Raw genomic sequence first — 16,082 nt, 5'->3', positions numbered from 1 at the left:
GGATTCCGGAGGAATTCCCCCCCCCCGAGTGCGTCGAACATCAACAGAGGACAAAGGATGAACAAGGTTAGTGTTACGGAACTGGGCTACATCGGTTTCGATGTGAGCGATCTCGGCGCCTGGCAGGCGTACGCCACGCAAATCCTGGGCATGGAAAGCATTGCCGAGCCCGACGGCACCAGGCTCAGGCTGGACTACTGGCATCAGCGATTCGTGCTGCACGAGGGCACGTCCGACGACTTGCGCTACGCCGGCTTCCGGCTGTCTGGCCCGGAGGATTTCTGGGCGATGCAGCAACAGCTTACCGCTCTCGGTGTTGCCTTCGAGGTCGCCTCCGCGGCCGAGGCCGAGGCGCGCCATGTGCTGGAGATGCTCAAGCTGCAGGATCCCGCGGGCTTGCCCCTGGAGCTGTTCCATGGCCCGCAGGTTGATCGTCACGCGCCCTTCCACCCCGGCCGCGGCATGCACGGCAAATTCGTTGCCGGCGCGCATGGCCTGGGCCACATGATCATTCGCGAGACGGGCATGGCAGCCTCCGAGCGCTTCTATCGGGAAGCCCTCGGCATGAAAGGCAGCGTCGAGGCGCGGCTGAAGATGGGTGGACACCAGATCGCGCCGATGTTCATGCATTGCAACGCGCGCGGCCACTCTATTGCGTTTGGTATCCCGGGCTTCAGCAAGCGCGTCCAGCATTTCATGGTCGAAGTGGATACGCTCGACGATGTAGGCCTGGCTTATGAGCTCGCGAAAGAGCACAAGGTGCCTATTCTGATGGGGCTGGGCTGCCACCAGAACGACAAGATGGTCTCCTTCTACATGCAGACGCCCTCGGGGTTCTTCTGTGAATATGGCTGGGGCGGCGGCCTTGCGCTCGAGCAATCCGAGTACAACCCCCGTGGCGACACCTGGGGGCACGAACTGCTCGACCCGTCGCTCCTCGGCTGACAGCGCGGTACCGGGCGCGCTTGAAGATCCACCGCAACGCCGGATGCCGGGCAAGGCCCGGAGGAAGGATGCGGTGGACATCAGCCGGCATCGGTGTCCCGGATAGTTGGTTCCGCCGGGTGATGCCGCTGGGTCCGTTGCCCGCGAACGGGCGTTCACAGGCACACACGTACTGATATGAGCGGGAAGTGCACGCCGCCGCGGATCGGCGGCAGCGACTGGTGGGTTGGTCCGGGGGGTCAGTTAACCTTTCGTTCGAGGCCGGCCCAGTACGGTTCGCGAAGTTGACGGCGAAGAACCTTCCCCGCCGCATTGCGCGGAAGGGATTCGACAAAGTCGATGCTCTTCGGAAGCTTGAACGCAGCGATCCTGGCACGCGTGAATGACAGGATGTCCTCGACGTCCGCGGCCGCGCCAGGCTTGAGCACGACGACAGCCTTGACCGCCTCGCCCCACTTCTGGTCCGGCACGCCGATCACCGCCACTTCCGCAACGCTGGCATGCCCATAGATCGCGTTTTCCACTTCGGCAGGATAGATGTTCTCCGCCCCCGAGATGATCATGTCCTTGACCCGGTCGTGGATGTAGAGATACCCATCCTCGTCCAGGTAGCCGGCGTCACCGGTCTGCAGCCATCCATCCGAATCCAATGCAGCTCGTGTCTCGCCGGGCATCTGCCAGTAGCCGGCCATGTTGCCGCTCGACCGTGTCACGACTTCGCCGACCGCATACGGCGGCAGGCTCTCGCCCCGTGCATCGACAATCCTGATCTCGACACCCGGCAACGGAATGCCGGCTGCGCGCATCCGCTTGCTGTCGGGATGATGGTCCTCCGGCGGCAGATAGACGATCGCTCCCGCGGTCTCCGTCATCCCGTACTGCTGGCAGAAGCCACAACCGAACACTTCCATGCACTCGCGCAGCAAGTCAATCGGCATTGGCGAGGCGCCATAGAGGATGTACTTCAACCTGCGGTAGTCGATCTCGCGGCTACGTGGCTGGCGCGCGACGATCTGCAACGCAGTCGGCACCATAAACATCTTCGAGATGCCTTTACGCTCGACAAGGTCCAGCACCTTCAGCGGATCGAACTCGCGCACGACCACGCCCTTCGCTCCATACAGGAGTCCTTGTATTCCCCACAGGCTGCCCCCCGCATGCCCGACCGGCATGGCTACCAGGCTGACGTCGTCATGACTCCACTTGTGCCATGACATCTGCGCTTTGCACGCATCGCGCTGTTTGGCCAGTACGTTCTCGTGAGTCAGCATCACGCCCTTGGGCCGGCCCGTCGTACCGGAGGTGTACAGCTGCAGGATGACATCCTCCGGGCTAACCGACACTTCAGGACTTTGCTGGCTCGCGGCGGCCAGCCAGGCGTCAAGGGGTATCGCACCTTTGGCAGGCGCGCCATCTATCGCAATCACCAGGGGCCGGCCGGGCAGTCCATCAAGTGCCGCATCGACCTGAGCAGAGGCCTCCGGGCCCACGAATACCACGCGGGCCCCGCAGTTCTCAATGATGAAAGCGGCCTCCGCAGGAGCGAGGCGCCAGCCGACCGGTGTCGTCACCACCCCTGCCTTCGCGGCTCCGAACACGATCTCGAAGTAGCGGTCGCAGTTCTTGCCGAGGTAGGCAATTCGCTGCCCATGGCGCAGGCCTGCGCCAGTCAGTGCATTAGCCACCTGGTTCGTACGGGAATGGAACTGCGCGTAAGTCGTTTCGCGCCCCTCGAATGACAGCGCCATCGAGTGCGGCCGCTGAAGGGCGTGTAGCCGGCAAATCTCGGCCAGCGTCGTCATCTGGTCAATGTTCATCAGACTGAAGGGGATGCTCACACACTTCTCCATGGGCTCTCAAACACTCTCGCGGACTTGCCGGCTAGCCGACCCGGTACTTCTGCACGACATCTTCAAGCAATGTGAGACCGTGCCCGGGACGTTCGCTGAGATGCAGCGCTCCGTCCGCCAGGACCGGCAAGCCATCGAATAGAACGGATGACCACTCCATCCATTCCGCGATCAGGCCGTTGGGAACCGCCGCAATGCAGTGTGCAAAGACCTCCGGGATCAGATGACTCGCCACCGGTACGCCGAAGGACTCGGCCAGCGCCGCGGCCTTCCGGAACTGGGTGATCCCTCCCATCCGGCACATGTCGATCATGAGGTAGTCCACCGCGCGAGACTTCAGCAACCGCAGCAGGGACACCGGATTGTAGTGGTACTCCCCGGCGCAGATCGGCATGTCCAGGGCTCTCGCGATCTCTGCCTGCCCCTCAATGTCATGCATCGCGGTCGGGTCCTCCAGCCAGAAGAGCTCGAACTCCTCCAGCGCGCGTCCAACCCTGATCGCCCTGGAAACGCTCCAGGTCTGGTTGACGTCATACATCAGGTCAACCTCGTATCCAATCGCCTCGCGAATGGCCCGCACTCGTGCAACGAGATCCCCCACGCGCGCGTCCCGCTCCCCATGCGGTCTCATCTTGACGGCCCGGTGGCCTTGCGCAACCAGATCCGCCGCCTGCCGCTGCAGGACATCGGGCTTGCTTGCCAGGGCGAGGTTGCTTTGGTACGTCCTTACATGGTCGGAGAATCCGCCGAGCAAACGCCATAGCGGCTGGCCAGTATCCTTTCCCAAGATGTCCCACAGCGCGATGTCGATCGCTGTCACGCCGATATTCAGGAGACCGCCGGGTCCGATGAAGTTGGCCGGATAGATCAGTCGTCCGAAAATGTGTTCGATGCGCCTAGGGTCCTCTCCGACGATCAGGTCGCCGAGTTCGCGAACCAATGCCGTCAGCGAACGCTGGAACTCCGGGTTCAGGCTGAAGGTATGGCCAATGCCGTCCACTCCGGCATCCGTCTGGATCCGGACCACCACGACCGGCAGCCGGCCCTCGTGGCGACCGAACTTCTGCGGAACAACTGTAGGGATGACATCGACGCGGGTAATCTTCACAGGGACTCTCCGGACTTCGGGTGGCAAGAAGGCCTGGCGGCGGCCGACAGGCCGGCCGCCGGCTCAGACATCCGGCATGCAGCGATTGCCGGGACGCGGAACCACGCAGGCGCCGCTCGGCAAGGATTCAGCTAGCGCAACCGCCCTTGCTCGCGCAGTTTCGCTCCGATCTCCCGTATCCTTGCCTCGCCCGCGCGCAATGCGGCGGCACTCGTATGCACCGAGTAGTAGCCGAGGACCAGATCGTGCGGGTGCTTGACGGCCGAGGCGAGTACGAATTCGGTGTCCGTCTCCGCATGGAAGTCGATGAAACCGTCCGACTCATCGAAAATCGCGAGTTCCCCGGCATGCACCGCCTCCGGCGTGAACAGTTTGCCCACACTGACAGCCATCCACCCCACTGTCTGCCGTTGCGGCGGCTGATACCGCCAATGTTCCCCGGCTTTTAGCTTTACGGAAAGGTAGTTAATGGGCGACGGTGCCTGAATTGCGCTCCTGGCTGACCCATAACTTCCCAGCAGCACTGTCACGGGACCATCGCTCTCGATGACGTCAGGTTCCAGATAGATACTCTCGGCCTGTCCCAGTTCCGCGTCCGGCGGCAATGCAATCCAGAGCTGAAACCCGCGCAGGCGTTCTGATTTGCCAAAATCACCGCCGTGCCAGGCGCCTGCACCGGCATGCATCCACTCCACACCACGCTCGGAGATTTGTCCCGTACGGCCCAGGGTATCTTCGTAGCCGACGCTGCCCTCCATGATCCAGGTAAGGGTCGCAATACCTGAATGCGGATGCAATCCGAAGCCAGCCGGTGACGTGCGGCGCCGGTCGATAAGATCGAGGAAGATAAAGGGTCGTATCAGCTCTCCAAGGTCTGAAGGGCTCATCAATCGTGTTACCGGCCCATGCTGGTTACCGCGGGTACGGAGCACGACGCGGCGCGTCGAAGCCACTTCGCCAGCCGACTGGGATAGGATCATGATTTGCTCCTTCAACTAGAGAATCCAGATAGTGAGGAGATCTTATTCAGTGCCGTTATCTGCGACTAGCCGGCTTGCCTGGATTTCATTCATCCAAGAATCAGCACAATCATGCGGCAACAACTTTCCAGGCGGGTGTTGTGCACCCGCCCTCATTACGCGGATCAGAAGGTGGTCTGCAGCGTCAGGGATACCCACGGCTTGTCATTCCACATGAACGCCCCGTTCCCGCCGGCGTAGAAGGACGGGCCGCCTGGTGCGAATCTGGTGGTCCCCCGGGTATGACTGCGATAGCCGTTGTATTGCAGTGTGATGTTGTATCTGTTGTGGACCACCGCGTGCACCCCGATCGTATAGATCAGCGATCCCTGATTCGCTACCGTCGTGGCCAGGGTTGGCGTGTTCCCATAGATCCCGTACATGACAAACATCGGCATATCGATGTCCACGCCCGGAAACACCTGCAGCCATTTCGGATCGAACTGCAGCGCGGCAACGACCGAACTGTCTGTCGCGCAGCCATCCCATTTACTGCCCGAACTGCAGGCCAGCGGGTTGCCGGTACCGTTATAGAGCGCGGCATTGCTGATGGAGCCCACTCTACGGGTAAAGGCCACTTCGGCCGCGAGCGTACCCGCATCATAGAGCGGCGTTTTCTTTAGAGGCGTGAGCAGGTTGGCAATCACGTTGACCGTATCGCCGCGAGCGCCGTATCTGCCGGAGGAATCAGCCGGTAGCGGACCTGCGGCCGAGTTCAGGGCGGTGTTGTGCCGGTATGAGATCTCGAAGCCGGAACTGACAATGCCGAGGCCAGCTTCCGCGCTGATGCCGAAAAGCTGCGCCCCCTGGTTGTAGGACAAGTGATAGTTCGGCGCTCCAGTGGCGGGATCCGCACCAAAGAGCACCCATGGCTGAGCCTCATCGAGCCGTCGATAGTGAAAGCCGATGTTGCCACCCGCCAGGAAGTCCGGAGACCAGGACGCCCGGACACCAAAATTGTTATTCGCATTCTTTGGCTTGAGGTCTGCTCCGCGAGGAACTGCGCCCAGGAGTTTGTTCGGGCCATTGAACAGGAAATCGGAAATCCCCAGGTAGGTTCCGCCCTCCGGCAAGCGATTGTGCTCGAACTCGAAGAAATACTGCGCGGACAACGATAGTTGCGGTGTGACGTCGGTCTCGACATAGAGCTGCCCCCGCGGCAGTGCCAGTTCCTTCAGCGTCGAACCTGGTGCCGCGGACCCCTTGATCCCGTCAACCGCGTTCTGGGCGTAACTGATGCTCTGGTCACCGAAGAAGATTGCCGGGCCCCAGACGGCCGCGAGCCGTCCAACCTTGACCGACGGCGTATGGCCGCCAACCTCGAAGTTTCCGTAGGCAAAGGCGTCGAGCAACTGGACGCCTTTCACGTAGCGATCACGTGTGTACGAAGAGTAATGATTGCCATCATACGATCCGAGCGCCGAGTACGGCACCCCGGGCGCAGCGAAACCCGGGTTGAAATTCACCGAATCGGTGTAGGCAAAGTCCTTGAAGAGTGAGGCACTTGCCCGGATTCCATAGCTCTTTCGGTACGAAAGATTGAGCTCCGTAAGATCCGACAGACGGCTGGTGACGATGCTGCCGGCGTGACTGAACTTGTAGTCTGATTGGTTGAAAACGGGATTGTTGCCAATGCCGGGATCAATGCCACGTACGCGCATTCCGCCCACATACTGAATGGTGTTGTCCCAGCGCCCGTCGATATCAGGCCCCAGGTTGAAATCAAACGCATACGCTGGCTTGGATCCTGCAAGCACCAGTCCCGCGCATGCCATTGCTCGAATACTTGCCCGCACGCTTGCTTCGAACTTCCTGCCCGTCTGTTTCACATCGATCTCCTCAGCCCTGTTTGTTTTTTAGATGTAGCCCTGCACCCGGGCGAGACCGGGTCCCAGCTGATACCGCAAGACGAGGAATTCAGGGAAACAAACGGAAGCCGCCCCCCGCAGGGAACGTCGGGTACATGCACCCCCCGCCATACCGAACGCACCCCACCTCATTCGCTTGCTCCCTGGTCTGTTCGCTTTCATGCCAGGCAAAGGCCAGGACTGCCAGACCTATGGCGGCGAGCACGCCAATCACAATCGCGGGTCGCATCATTGCCTCCTCCCATCCCATCGTTCAGCGGCCAGCTGCACTTTCTGTCAAGCGCAATGGCACTTGCCCAACTCAGACTGATCCCCGACGTGAGAAAATATCCACCTTCAGCATCTGCGCAAAATAATTTCTTTAGCCAATGGCATCGTCATGGACAGCCAATTAATGTTGTGCTTTTTTTCCATATATTTATGGAATAGCGCCAACCTGGTAGTCCTGACCAGTGTTGGTCTGGTCAGTATCCATTATGGAACTTCTTACTATTCATTCATCGGCGGAAGGGACGATTTTGATAAATGTCATGCAGCACATGCTGCGTGTATTTTTCACGCCCAATACGAGGAACTCCCGCCGTCCCGCATGCGCATCTTGCGCACGTCCGTCGCCATGGCATTGGCACACGACACGTCACAATCCTTTGACTTGGCAACCAGGCGACAGGGCGTGGGGCAGGAGGGAGCGCTCTTGGCAGGGACCGACGCCGCGGTGGATTCAGGAGCGTATGGCCGGAAGGATCCCTGCCCGGGTTCCCCAAGGCCCACGCGGTCCAAACGGCACCAACGGTAAATCTGCCGTGGCAGTGGGTCCATCACTGTCCAGACCATGTGGCACGACCTATATTCCTACCGGGGGGTCGCTCTCACATGCAGTTTCCAGACGGAGGCCCCAAATGAATAAAAATTCCTGGCTTGCTATCGCAGCCGCGGCTGGATGTATCGCTGGCTGCGGATCCGTACCCGTCGAACAGAAGGACAGCCGCGGGATCGTGACCATTACCCTGGTTGCACTGTCAGGCAACCTTGGGCGAGTCGGACAAGCCACCCTGATACCCCAGGGTGACCGGACGCGGATTTCCATCTTTGTCAGCAACGTACCGGACGATGTGGCCCTGCCGCCGGCCCTCCATTCCTATATCTACCCTGGTTCATGTACCAGCCTTGCGGCGAAGCCTGCATTCGAAATGAATCGCACGGTACTTCTGGCACCTTCAGCGGACGTACCATGGACATTAAGAAAGTCGCTTCCGGTGTCACTTCCGGCGCTGCTTGAAAACAACCACGCCGTCGTCGTGCGCACCGGTCCGGAGGATGGATTCCGGAATATCTTCTGCGGGGCAATCAGGCGCGCGTGACGTAAAGGGCTGGGCAGGCTGAGGGCTCCCCTCAGCCCTCCCGCAACCGAACCGGCTGGCACGCAGCCGGCACGCTACCGGCAAGCTCACGACACCTCGATCCTCTCGACTTCCACAGGCACGCCTGACAACCACGACATATGGCTCAACGGCTCGACCGTGTCCGCGTGCGTTGGCATCAATGCATTGCAATTGGCGCCAGGCCTACGTGACGCCACCGTCAACCCATATGCGCGGTGATGCCCGTAGCCGTGCGTCATTGCCACCGCTCCCGTCCTCAGGTCATTGTTGATCAGCACCCGCGTTTCGATGCTTCCATACTGATTGAACACACGGACCGTGTCGCCGTTGTGCAGGCCTCGTGCCGCCGCATCTTCTTCGCAGATATTCAACGGGTTGATGCTCTGGCGGCCACGCCTGAATCGTTCCGAGTTTGCCAGCCAGCTGTTCTGCATGTAGGGCGTGCGCAAAGAGATGAGCCTCAACGTATCGCCGGGCTCCCCGGTGCGCTCGGCAAAGAACGCGTGACAGCGGTCGATGAGGCCTGCGCGCGCGAACGCCTCGGGGAAGCAATCGATCTTCAGGTCTTCATGCTGCAGACAGCGCCCGTACAACGCCGCCCGATCTTCCTGTGGGAACGATTCCGTATGCGCCGGCTTCGTCCGCAGCAAGTCGATCGAGAGATTTCTGGCCGCCAGCATGGCGCTGATCTCGTGCTCCCCATCGCTCGCGTCAGGGTGATCGTCGAGTGGCGATGGCAGCCCCATTGCCTGCGCGATTCTGGCCAGGATCCACCATGCACTGCGGCGGCCTCCGGACGGCTGCTCCATGGCATCGGTGTACTGAACATAGGGAACGGCCTGCATGCCGCTCGCCAGCAGGTTGATATCCTTGCGCTCGAGCCAGTCGGTTGCTGGCAGGACATAGTCGGCCATCTCCCCGGTCGCATTGCGAAAGATGTCAACGCTCACCATGATGTCCAGCTTTTTGCTGGCTTCCCTCAGCTGCTCGCCGCCGCCCACCGTGATCAGCGGATTGCCACCCAGCACGACAAGCGCGCGCACGTCGCCGCTTTCCACGAACGCTGGCAGCAACGCTGCCGGCAATACCACGTGTCCCATCGGCTCCGGCACACTGAAGGTCCCAATCGACGTGCGTAATGGCCGCGATGGCGCACACGGCGGAAAGTAATCCATCAGTCCGTTCGGCTTGTGCGTGCCGCCGAGCCGCCCGAGATTTCCCGTGACGAAATTGATCATTTCCGCCAGCCAATAGCACAGGACGCCCTGCTGGCTCTGATTGAGACCGGTGGCCATATGGACGGCCGCGGATCGGGCCGCGAGGATCTCGTTGGCCACCTCCTCCACCACCTTCGCATCGAGGCCGATCACCGGCGCGACCTTGTGTGCGGGATACTCCCGGCAAAAGCGCAGCAACCCGTCGACATGCTTGCCGTAGCGGGCCACTACCGACGCATCCACGCCGCCACGCCGGTCGATTTCATGCAGCAACGCGGCAAGGAAGTAGACGTCCGTGCCGGGCTTGATACGCAGCGTGGGCCCGGTTTCGACGGTGGAAGACTCGATCTTTCTCGGATTGACGAAGCGCACCTTGCCACCCCTGCGGACAATCTGCCTGAGCGCCTCGCCGCCGTCGTTCGGTGTCGAGAACAGCACCCAACGCGAGACCTTGGGGTTCGATCCAAGGCAAAGCAGATAGTCGGTATGGTGAATGTCGGGCACCATCAACGACATCGGCGAGCCATAGACCTCGCCCGCCACGACGAACTTGTTCGCCGTATCCTGCGAGTTAGCGCTGAAGCGCATCCGGGTGCCCAGCGCGTCCTGGAACTGGCCGAGCGTGAGAAACGCCGACGTGTCGAACGACCACGGATTGCCCATGTACACAGCGACAGAGTCCGGCCCGTACCGGTCCAGCACGGATCTCAGGCGCACGCCGATGTCGGTCATCGCAGCGTCCCAATCCGTTTCCATGAATTCGCCGCGCACTTCGGTGCGCGGATTGGCGCGTTTTTGCGGCCAGTTCAGACGGTCGGTATGGTTATGCACGTCCAGGTAGGACAACCCCTTGTGGCACGCCTTGCCGCCGCTCGGATGGCCAGCGTCGGGCGTCAGGCGGATCACTTTTCCGCGATCGTCGAACTCGGCCTGCAACGGGCAATGCGGATCGCAGATGCGACAAAATGTCGGTTTCGTATGCGCCAAGACGTCTTCTCCCTTGCTGTCGGTTGCGAGATCAGCGCGCCGCAGCCACGCATGCCAGCATGCTCGCGACGTCGGTCATCTTGATGCGCGGCCGATTCGCGTCACGGCCCGCATCCCTCTCCGCACGGTCGATGGCAAGCCAGTCCGCACGTAGCACCACCTCCGGCTTCCTGCTTCTGACGAGCGTCAATACCCTCCCCTTGTCGAGACTCGTCCACGGCAGCCGATTGCTTCGGGCATCTTCAATCAGACTGTCCACCGTCGCTCGCGCGCACTTTTTGTTGCTGCCGATGATGCCGCGGCAACCGCGCTTGATCCAGCCGGTGACATAGGTACCGGGCATCCATCCGTTTTCATCGACCACGCGCCCGTCGACGTTGCGGATGACGCCGCCGCGCTCATCGAACGGCAACCCCGGAAAAGGCGCGCCTCGATAACCGATCGCCCGCAGCACCAGGCCGGCATCCAGGACCGATGTCTCCCCCGTGGATTTCGCAATCAGGGTTCCACCTTCGTCCCGCTCCAGGCGATTGCAGCCGACCACAACCTGTTCAACCTTCGCACTGCCTCGTAATTCGACCGGCGACGTCAGGAAGCGCAGCACGATGCGCTTGTTCCGCGAATGGGAAGGCCTGCTAGCGAGCCGTCTGAGCGTGTCCACCTTGCGCCGGGCGTCCCAGGGCAAACGCTCCGCGAACCGCTCGTCTTCGCCAGGCAGCGTGTCCCCCTCCACGACCACGTCCACACCCTCCAGATGCGCCAACTCCTCGAGCTCGGGATTGTTGAAAGCGCCCTGCAGAAGACTGCGCCGACCCAGCACCACCACCTCGCGAATGCGGCTCCGACGCAGGACATCCAGCGCATGATCGGCAATGTCCGTGCGCTCCAGTTCCGTCACCGGCGTCGTCAGTATGCGCGCCACATCCAGCGCGACATTGCCGTTTCCGACGACCACCGCCCGTTCGCAGGAGAGGTCGAAGCCGTGCTGCCGGTAGTCCGGATGACCGTTATAGAAGCCCACGAACTCCCGCGCGGCCCAACAGCCCGGCAACGACTCCCCCGGAATACCCATGCGCGTGTCACTGCTCGCGCCAACGGCATAGATGAGCGCGTCGTACCACGCGGCAAGCTCCGCGTGGCCAATATCGGTGCCGATCTCGACATTGCCGAAGAAGCGTACGCGCGGGTCGCTCAAATGGAACTCGAAGAGACGGTCGACCACCCACTTCTTTTCAGGATGATCCGGCGCGACGCCCGCGCGGACGAGGCCCCACGGGTTAGGCAGCCGCTCGAAGACATCGATCTCGGGTGCAAGCCCGCTGGTCTCGAGGAGATGCCCGGCCGCATACATCGCAGCGGGACCGGCGCCGACGATCGCAACTCTCAGCGGCAACGTCATGCCTTGTCGCTCCTTGCGTGAAAGTAGTCCTTGTTGATCTGCGCGTAGTGCCGCCATTTCTCCGGCAGACAGCCGGCTTCATAGATCGCCGATACCGGGCAGGCCTCGACGCAGGCGCCACAATCGATGCAGACATCCGGGTTGATGTACAGCTGCTCCGCATCGTCGAAATCCTGGTGTTCGGCGCGCGGGCTGATGCAGCCGACCGGGCAGATCTCCACACACGAATAGTCCGCCACGCATGGTGCCGCTATCACATGAGCCATTGCTGCGTCCCCCTATGCAGCGGGGACTTTTGTGGACTGGCGGCGGCTATCGAAGCTGAATCCGCTGGCACCGAAAGCCAGAACCTGGATCAGGCCGCCGGCCATGGCAAGGTTCTTCAGGAAGTGAAACACCTGGTTCTGGTCGCCGAACGCATGATGGAAGACCAGGGCGGTAAGGATCGAGTACGCCGCCAGCAGCGAGGCCACCACCCGCGTCTGGTAGCCCACGACCAGCAGCAGGCCGCCACCGATCTCGAGCGCCGCTGCGACGATGCAACTGGTCACGGGGGCCGGGAATCCCACCGAAGTGATGTATCCGATGGTTGCCCCCGGAGCGGCCACCTTGCCAACCCCGCTGACAATGAAAACCGTTGCCAGCAGAACGCGGCCGATCAACGCTGCGGCATGCTGGGTATGCGTGAAGTTCGATTTCATGGCGATGCCTAACAATAGTGAGTGTTGGTAGTGCGACCGACGGTAATGCCACAAGCGATATGCAGCGTGATCGAAATCACGAAGCGCTGTCGGCCTGCGGCTCACGGCAAAGCAGCCCGGAAGCTGAGGGGGAACCGTGGAATGCATTGCCGCCAAAGACCGCAGGCCGCGTCCTCTTGGGCTTCACCAGGCCTGAGCGGCGCCTCGATCCCATCGAAAGCCGGCGGCATGAGCACCGTCGAAATCGGGATCGAGATAGATGTACATCCGCTCGATCAGGCCCGCCCCGTTGAACGCGAAGATGCTCGCGAACCGCCCGCCGGAGGTGCTGCCGCCGCGCCAGTTGACGCCATTGCCGGTGACCCCTTCGGTGGTGCCCTCCACAGCGATGTTGCGGCCCTCCTCGACCAGCAGCATCTCAGCGATGTCATGCCTGAACTGCTTCACGTTCGCACGCGACGCCATCTCTTCGAAATCCTTGACGCCTCTTCCGACACCAAACTTTGGCACATAGAACTCGAAGTCCTCGGTGAAGAGATCCGCCGGAAACTGCCCGGCATCCGTCTGCTCGTAGTAACGCAAAATCGCGGCCTTCTTGGCGGACGACGCATTGGAAGTCATGAGTTCGCTCTCCTGTCTATGTTCGTTGGGTTATTCCGGATCCCCCGGCCCTTCCAGGTGCCACCCCAGGTTCAGAATGCTCGGCGTGCATCCCGGCATGGACCAGAGCCCGACCTTCGATTCCGGGATGAGGCTCACGCACCATGGGTCTTCGGCCTGAAGGCGACCGTGCGGAGAATCCTAAGGACTGCCAGCGTTGGCGACTAGACGGCGGCTCCGGATTGCACTCGTCCGCGAACCGGGATAATGGGCGAAGATTGTCGGACTGGCCCTGCCCTCCGTTGCGGCCGGGCACGCCTGGCATTCGTCACGAGAGAGACTTCGCGGCCGGCTTCGCCGCCCGGAACCGAACCGCCCACGAGGCGGCAATGTCAGCGAAATTCAACCGCACAACGGCGAAACGCCGGCCCTTCGTGGGCCGGCATGGCTGGTTGTGGTGACAGCGCGGCGCCAACGGCCTTATCGCACTGCGAAGGTGTTTTGCCGGGCCCTCCCGGCCGGACTGTTTCTAGCCTTCCACTTGCTGCCCTTCCGAAACCGTCGGTGCAGCCGGCGCCGAAGCCTGCTCGTTGCGGCGCGACTCGCCAACCCGCCGCAGCAGGAAGTGTGACAACGCCGGGATAAGCACGAGCGCGCCCAGCATGTTCCAGAGGAACATGAAGGTCAGCAGGATACCCATGTCGGCCTGGAATTTGATCGGCGACGCCACCCAGGTGATCACGCCGGCCGACATGGTCAGCCCGACCAGCGCAACCACCCGGCCAGTGAACTGCAGCGAGCGCATGTACGCTTCGCGTAGCGGAATGCCGCTGCGCTGGAACGACAGCTGGATACTGAGCAGGTACAGCGCATAGTCGATGCCTGCGCCGACGCCAAGCGCAATGACGGGAAGCGTCGCCACCTTGGCGCCGATGCCCAGCCCGACCATCAGCGCTTCGCACAACGCCGACGTGATCAGCAGCGGCACCAGCGCAACAATGACCGCCCGCCAGCTTCGGAATGCGATAAAGCAAAGCACGACGACCGCGGCGTAGAGCAGCAGCAGCATGCGGTGACTCGCCTCCTTGACAACAAGGTTCGTCGCGGCTTCGATCCCCGCCGAGCCGGCAGCGAGCTTGAGCTGGCGCTCCGCCGTGTCGTGCTGGCGTCCGAACGCCTCGGCCGACTCCACCACGCGCGTCAGCGTGTCTGCCTTGTGATCGCCGAGATAGGCGATCAGCGGCGATATCGCGCAGTTCGGATCGGCGAGCTCCGGGCGGTCCGTCATCACTTGCTCGAGCGCGGTGTTGAGCACGGAGGTATTGCGCGGGATCGTCATCCACTTGGGGTTGCCCTCGAACTGCCCCGATGTGCTCAGGCGCACCATGTCGGCCGCCGACACCGTCGCCTTCACGCCGTCGACCTGCCTGAGACTCGCGCCAAGCCGGTCGAGCTCGATCAGCGTCGTGAAGTCCTTGCAATGACCGGGCGGCGTTGCCAGCATCAGCACGAACTGATCGCTGGACAGCGCGTAATGCGCGTTCACGTACGCGGTGTCGCGGTTATAGCGCGAGTTGGCACGCAGTTCCGGCGCCCCCGGATCCAGATCGCCGGTCTTGAGCTGCTGGCTGGTTTCAAACGCCCCAAGCCCGAGCACCAGGGACGTCACGGTCGCGGCAACTGCCCAGCGTCGCTCGGTGAAATGCAGCAGCCCGGCCCAGACGCGTGCAATCCAGGCTTGATTGCCGCCCTCCGTTTCCGCCTTCCGGGCACGGGCAGCCGCCTTTTCGCTGATGCCCACGTACGAGAGCAAGACCGGAACGAGGATCAGCTTGGTGAAGATCAGCACCGTCACGCCGATGCTGGTCGTCAACGCCAGGTCGCGGATCACCGGAATGTCGATCACCATCAGCACCGCAAAGCCGACGACATTGGTCAGGAGCGCGGCAAAGCCGGTCAGGAACAGCCGCCTGAACGTATAGCGCGCCGCCACGTAGCGATGCACGCCGCGGGCCACGTCCTGCACGATGCCATTCATCTTCTGCGCGCCATGCGACAGGCCGATCGCGAAGATCAGGAACGGCACCAGAATGGAGTACGGGTTCAGCACGTAGCCAAGCATCTGCATCAGGCCGAGCAGCCACACCACGGCCAACGCCGACACGCCGACCAGCAGCAGCGTGCTGCGCAGGTCGCGCAGAAAAGCATAGACGAACAGGCCGGCAATCGCAGCCGACAGCGCAAAGAACAGCATGACGTGCGTCAGGCCGTCAATGAGCTGCCCGACCAGTTCGGCAAAGCCCACGACGTGTACTTTGATGGTCGCGCTTTCGAGCGAGCGGATCTTCGCATTCAGCTCCCTGGCGAACGCCGGGTAATCGAGCGGCTGGTGCGTTTCCGGATTGGAGTCCAGCAGCGGCACGACGATCATGCTGGAGCGCATATCGTCTGCCACGTAGCTGCCGACGATACCGGCGCGCGCGATGTTGACCTTGAGCTGTTCCATCGCGGCAGCCGACCCGTTAAAGCCGTCCGGCATGACCGGACCGCCGCGGTAGCCCTCTTCCATCACCTGGGTCCAGCGCAGGCTGCTGGTCCACAGGCCGCGCATCGCCGCCCGATCCACACCGGGAATCAGATAGACGGCATCATTGACCTTCTGCAGCGCAGTCAGGTAGTTTTTGTCGAAGATCTCGCCGTCCGTGCGTTCGACGACGATGCGCACGACATTGCCGAGTCCGCGCAGCGCCTCCTTGTGGCTCAGGTAGTTCTGCACATACGGATGCCGGCCCGGAATCATCTTTTCGAAGCTGGCATTGACCTGCAGATGGAACGCGTGCCAGCCGAAGAACAGCGTGCCGACAAGCGACAGAAGCAGCACCGCCGCGCGATTATTGAAGATAAAGCGCTCCAGCCACATGCCGCTGCTGCGGTCGAAATCCTCCATCTTGCCCACGACCGGGCTGTCGATGCGATTGCCGGTATCCACTTTCATGACGCGTGACT

General features: G+C 61.9%; 12 protein-coding genes. 2 read left to right on the top strand and 10 right to left on the bottom strand.

The window, feature by feature from the left end; genetic code table 11:
• Window positions 1-57 precede the first annotated feature (57 nt).
• Window positions 58-945, top strand: coding sequence for a VOC family protein (locus ACW4E8_RS17135; RefSeq protein ID WP_456805590.1), 888 nt, complete (start codon window positions 58-60; stop codon window positions 943-945).
• A gap of 239 nt (window positions 946-1,184) precedes the next feature.
• Here ACW4E8_RS17135 and ACW4E8_RS17130 read toward each other — a convergent pair whose 3' ends face one another.
• From ACW4E8_RS17130 to ACW4E8_RS17115, 4 genes are all read right to left on the bottom strand, one after another.
• The gene (locus tag ACW4E8_RS17130) at window positions 1,185-2,783 is read right to left on the bottom strand and encodes a fatty acid--CoA ligase (RefSeq protein ID WP_456805589.1); all 1,599 of its coding nucleotides are present in this window, start codon (window positions 2,781-2,783) and stop codon (window positions 1,185-1,187) included.
• Between the two features lie 43 nt (window positions 2,784-2,826).
• Window positions 2,827-3,903, bottom strand: coding sequence for a mandelate racemase/muconate lactonizing enzyme family protein (locus ACW4E8_RS17125; RefSeq protein ID WP_456805588.1), 1,077 nt, complete (start codon window positions 3,901-3,903; stop codon window positions 2,827-2,829).
• 131 nt (window positions 3,904-4,034) lie between these two features.
• A complete protein-coding gene (locus ACW4E8_RS17120; RefSeq protein ID WP_456805587.1) occupies window positions 4,035-4,883 on the bottom strand; it encodes a pirin family protein in 849 nt (282 codons plus the stop codon).
• 164 nt (window positions 4,884-5,047) lie between these two features.
• Window positions 5,048-6,751: a DUF1302 domain-containing protein gene (locus ACW4E8_RS17115; protein WP_456805586.1), complete on the bottom strand. Its 1,704-nt coding sequence runs from the start codon at window positions 6,749-6,751 to the stop codon at window positions 5,048-5,050.
• Between the two features lie 938 nt (window positions 6,752-7,689).
• Between ACW4E8_RS17115 and ACW4E8_RS17110 the strand changes: the two genes are divergently transcribed.
• On the top strand, window positions 7,690-8,151 hold the full coding sequence (locus ACW4E8_RS17110; protein ID WP_456805585.1) for a hypothetical protein: 462 nt from the start codon (window positions 7,690-7,692) through the stop codon (window positions 8,149-8,151).
• An 86-nt stretch (window positions 8,152-8,237) separates the two neighbouring features.
• On the opposite strand, the gene ACW4E8_RS17105 is transcribed toward ACW4E8_RS17110, so the two are convergent.
• The 6 genes from ACW4E8_RS17105 to ACW4E8_RS17080 all read right to left on the bottom strand — a co-directional run bounded on the left by ACW4E8_RS17105 (window position 8,238) and on the right by ACW4E8_RS17080 (window position 16,071).
• Complete coding sequence (locus ACW4E8_RS17105) at window positions 8,238-10,376, bottom strand: molybdopterin-containing oxidoreductase family protein (protein WP_456805584.1); 2,139 nt, start codon at window positions 10,374-10,376, stop codon at window positions 8,238-8,240.
• Window positions 10,377-10,407: 31 nt separating this feature from the next.
• On the bottom strand, window positions 10,408-11,775 hold the full coding sequence (locus ACW4E8_RS17100) for an FAD-dependent oxidoreductase (protein ID WP_456805583.1): 1,368 nt from the start codon (window positions 11,773-11,775) through the stop codon (window positions 10,408-10,410).
• Window positions 11,772-12,041, bottom strand: a complete 270-nt coding sequence (locus ACW4E8_RS17095) for a 4Fe-4S dicluster domain-containing protein (protein WP_456805582.1) — start codon at window positions 12,039-12,041, stop codon at window positions 11,772-11,774. The genes ACW4E8_RS17100 and ACW4E8_RS17095 overlap by 4 nt, the downstream gene beginning before the upstream one ends.
• 12 nt (window positions 12,042-12,053) lie before the next feature.
• Entirely contained in the window at window positions 12,054-12,476 is a 423-nt protein-coding gene (locus ACW4E8_RS17090) for a DoxX family protein (RefSeq protein WP_456805581.1), read from the bottom strand.
• A gap of 183 nt (window positions 12,477-12,659) precedes the next feature.
• A complete protein-coding gene (locus ACW4E8_RS17085) occupies window positions 12,660-13,097 on the bottom strand; it encodes a nuclear transport factor 2 family protein (RefSeq protein WP_456805580.1) in 438 nt (145 codons plus the stop codon).
• 508 nt (window positions 13,098-13,605) lie between these two features.
• Window positions 13,606-16,071, bottom strand: a complete 2,466-nt coding sequence (locus ACW4E8_RS17080; RefSeq protein WP_456805579.1) for an efflux RND transporter permease subunit — start codon at window positions 16,069-16,071, stop codon at window positions 13,606-13,608.
• Window positions 16,072-16,082 lie beyond the last annotated feature (11 nt).

This window comes from Cupriavidus sp. CP313 (assembly GCF_054072015.1).
Note: the sequence above shows the minus strand (reverse complement) of the source record. Positions and strands in the feature narration are given on the sequence as shown.

Bases quoted from the DNA above. Each gene is read 5' to 3' on its own strand.
- ACW4E8_RS17090 (WP_456805581.1), bottom strand. From the start codon at position 12,476: ATGAAATCGAACTTCACGCATACCCAGCATGCCGCAGCGTTGATCGGC.
- ACW4E8_RS17120 (WP_456805587.1), bottom strand. From the start codon at position 4,883: ATGATCCTATCCCAGTCGGCTGGCGAAGTGGCTTCGACGCGCCGCGTC.
- ACW4E8_RS17080 (WP_456805579.1), bottom strand. From the start codon at position 16,071: ATGAAAGTGGATACCGGCAATCGCATCGACAGCCCGGTCGTGGGCAAG.
- ACW4E8_RS17095 (WP_456805582.1), bottom strand. From the start codon at position 12,041: ATGGCTCATGTGATAGCGGCACCATGCGTGGCGGACTATTCGTGTGTG.
- ACW4E8_RS17135 (WP_456805590.1), top strand. From the start codon at position 58: ATGAACAAGGTTAGTGTTACGGAACTGGGCTACATCGGTTTCGATGTG.
- ACW4E8_RS17110 (WP_456805585.1), top strand. From the start codon at position 7,690: ATGAATAAAAATTCCTGGCTTGCTATCGCAGCCGCGGCTGGATGTATC.
- ACW4E8_RS17085 (WP_456805580.1), bottom strand. From the start codon at position 13,097: ATGACTTCCAATGCGTCGTCCGCCAAGAAGGCCGCGATTTTGCGTTAC.
- ACW4E8_RS17100 (WP_456805583.1), bottom strand. From the start codon at position 11,775: ATGACGTTGCCGCTGAGAGTTGCGATCGTCGGCGCCGGTCCCGCTGCG.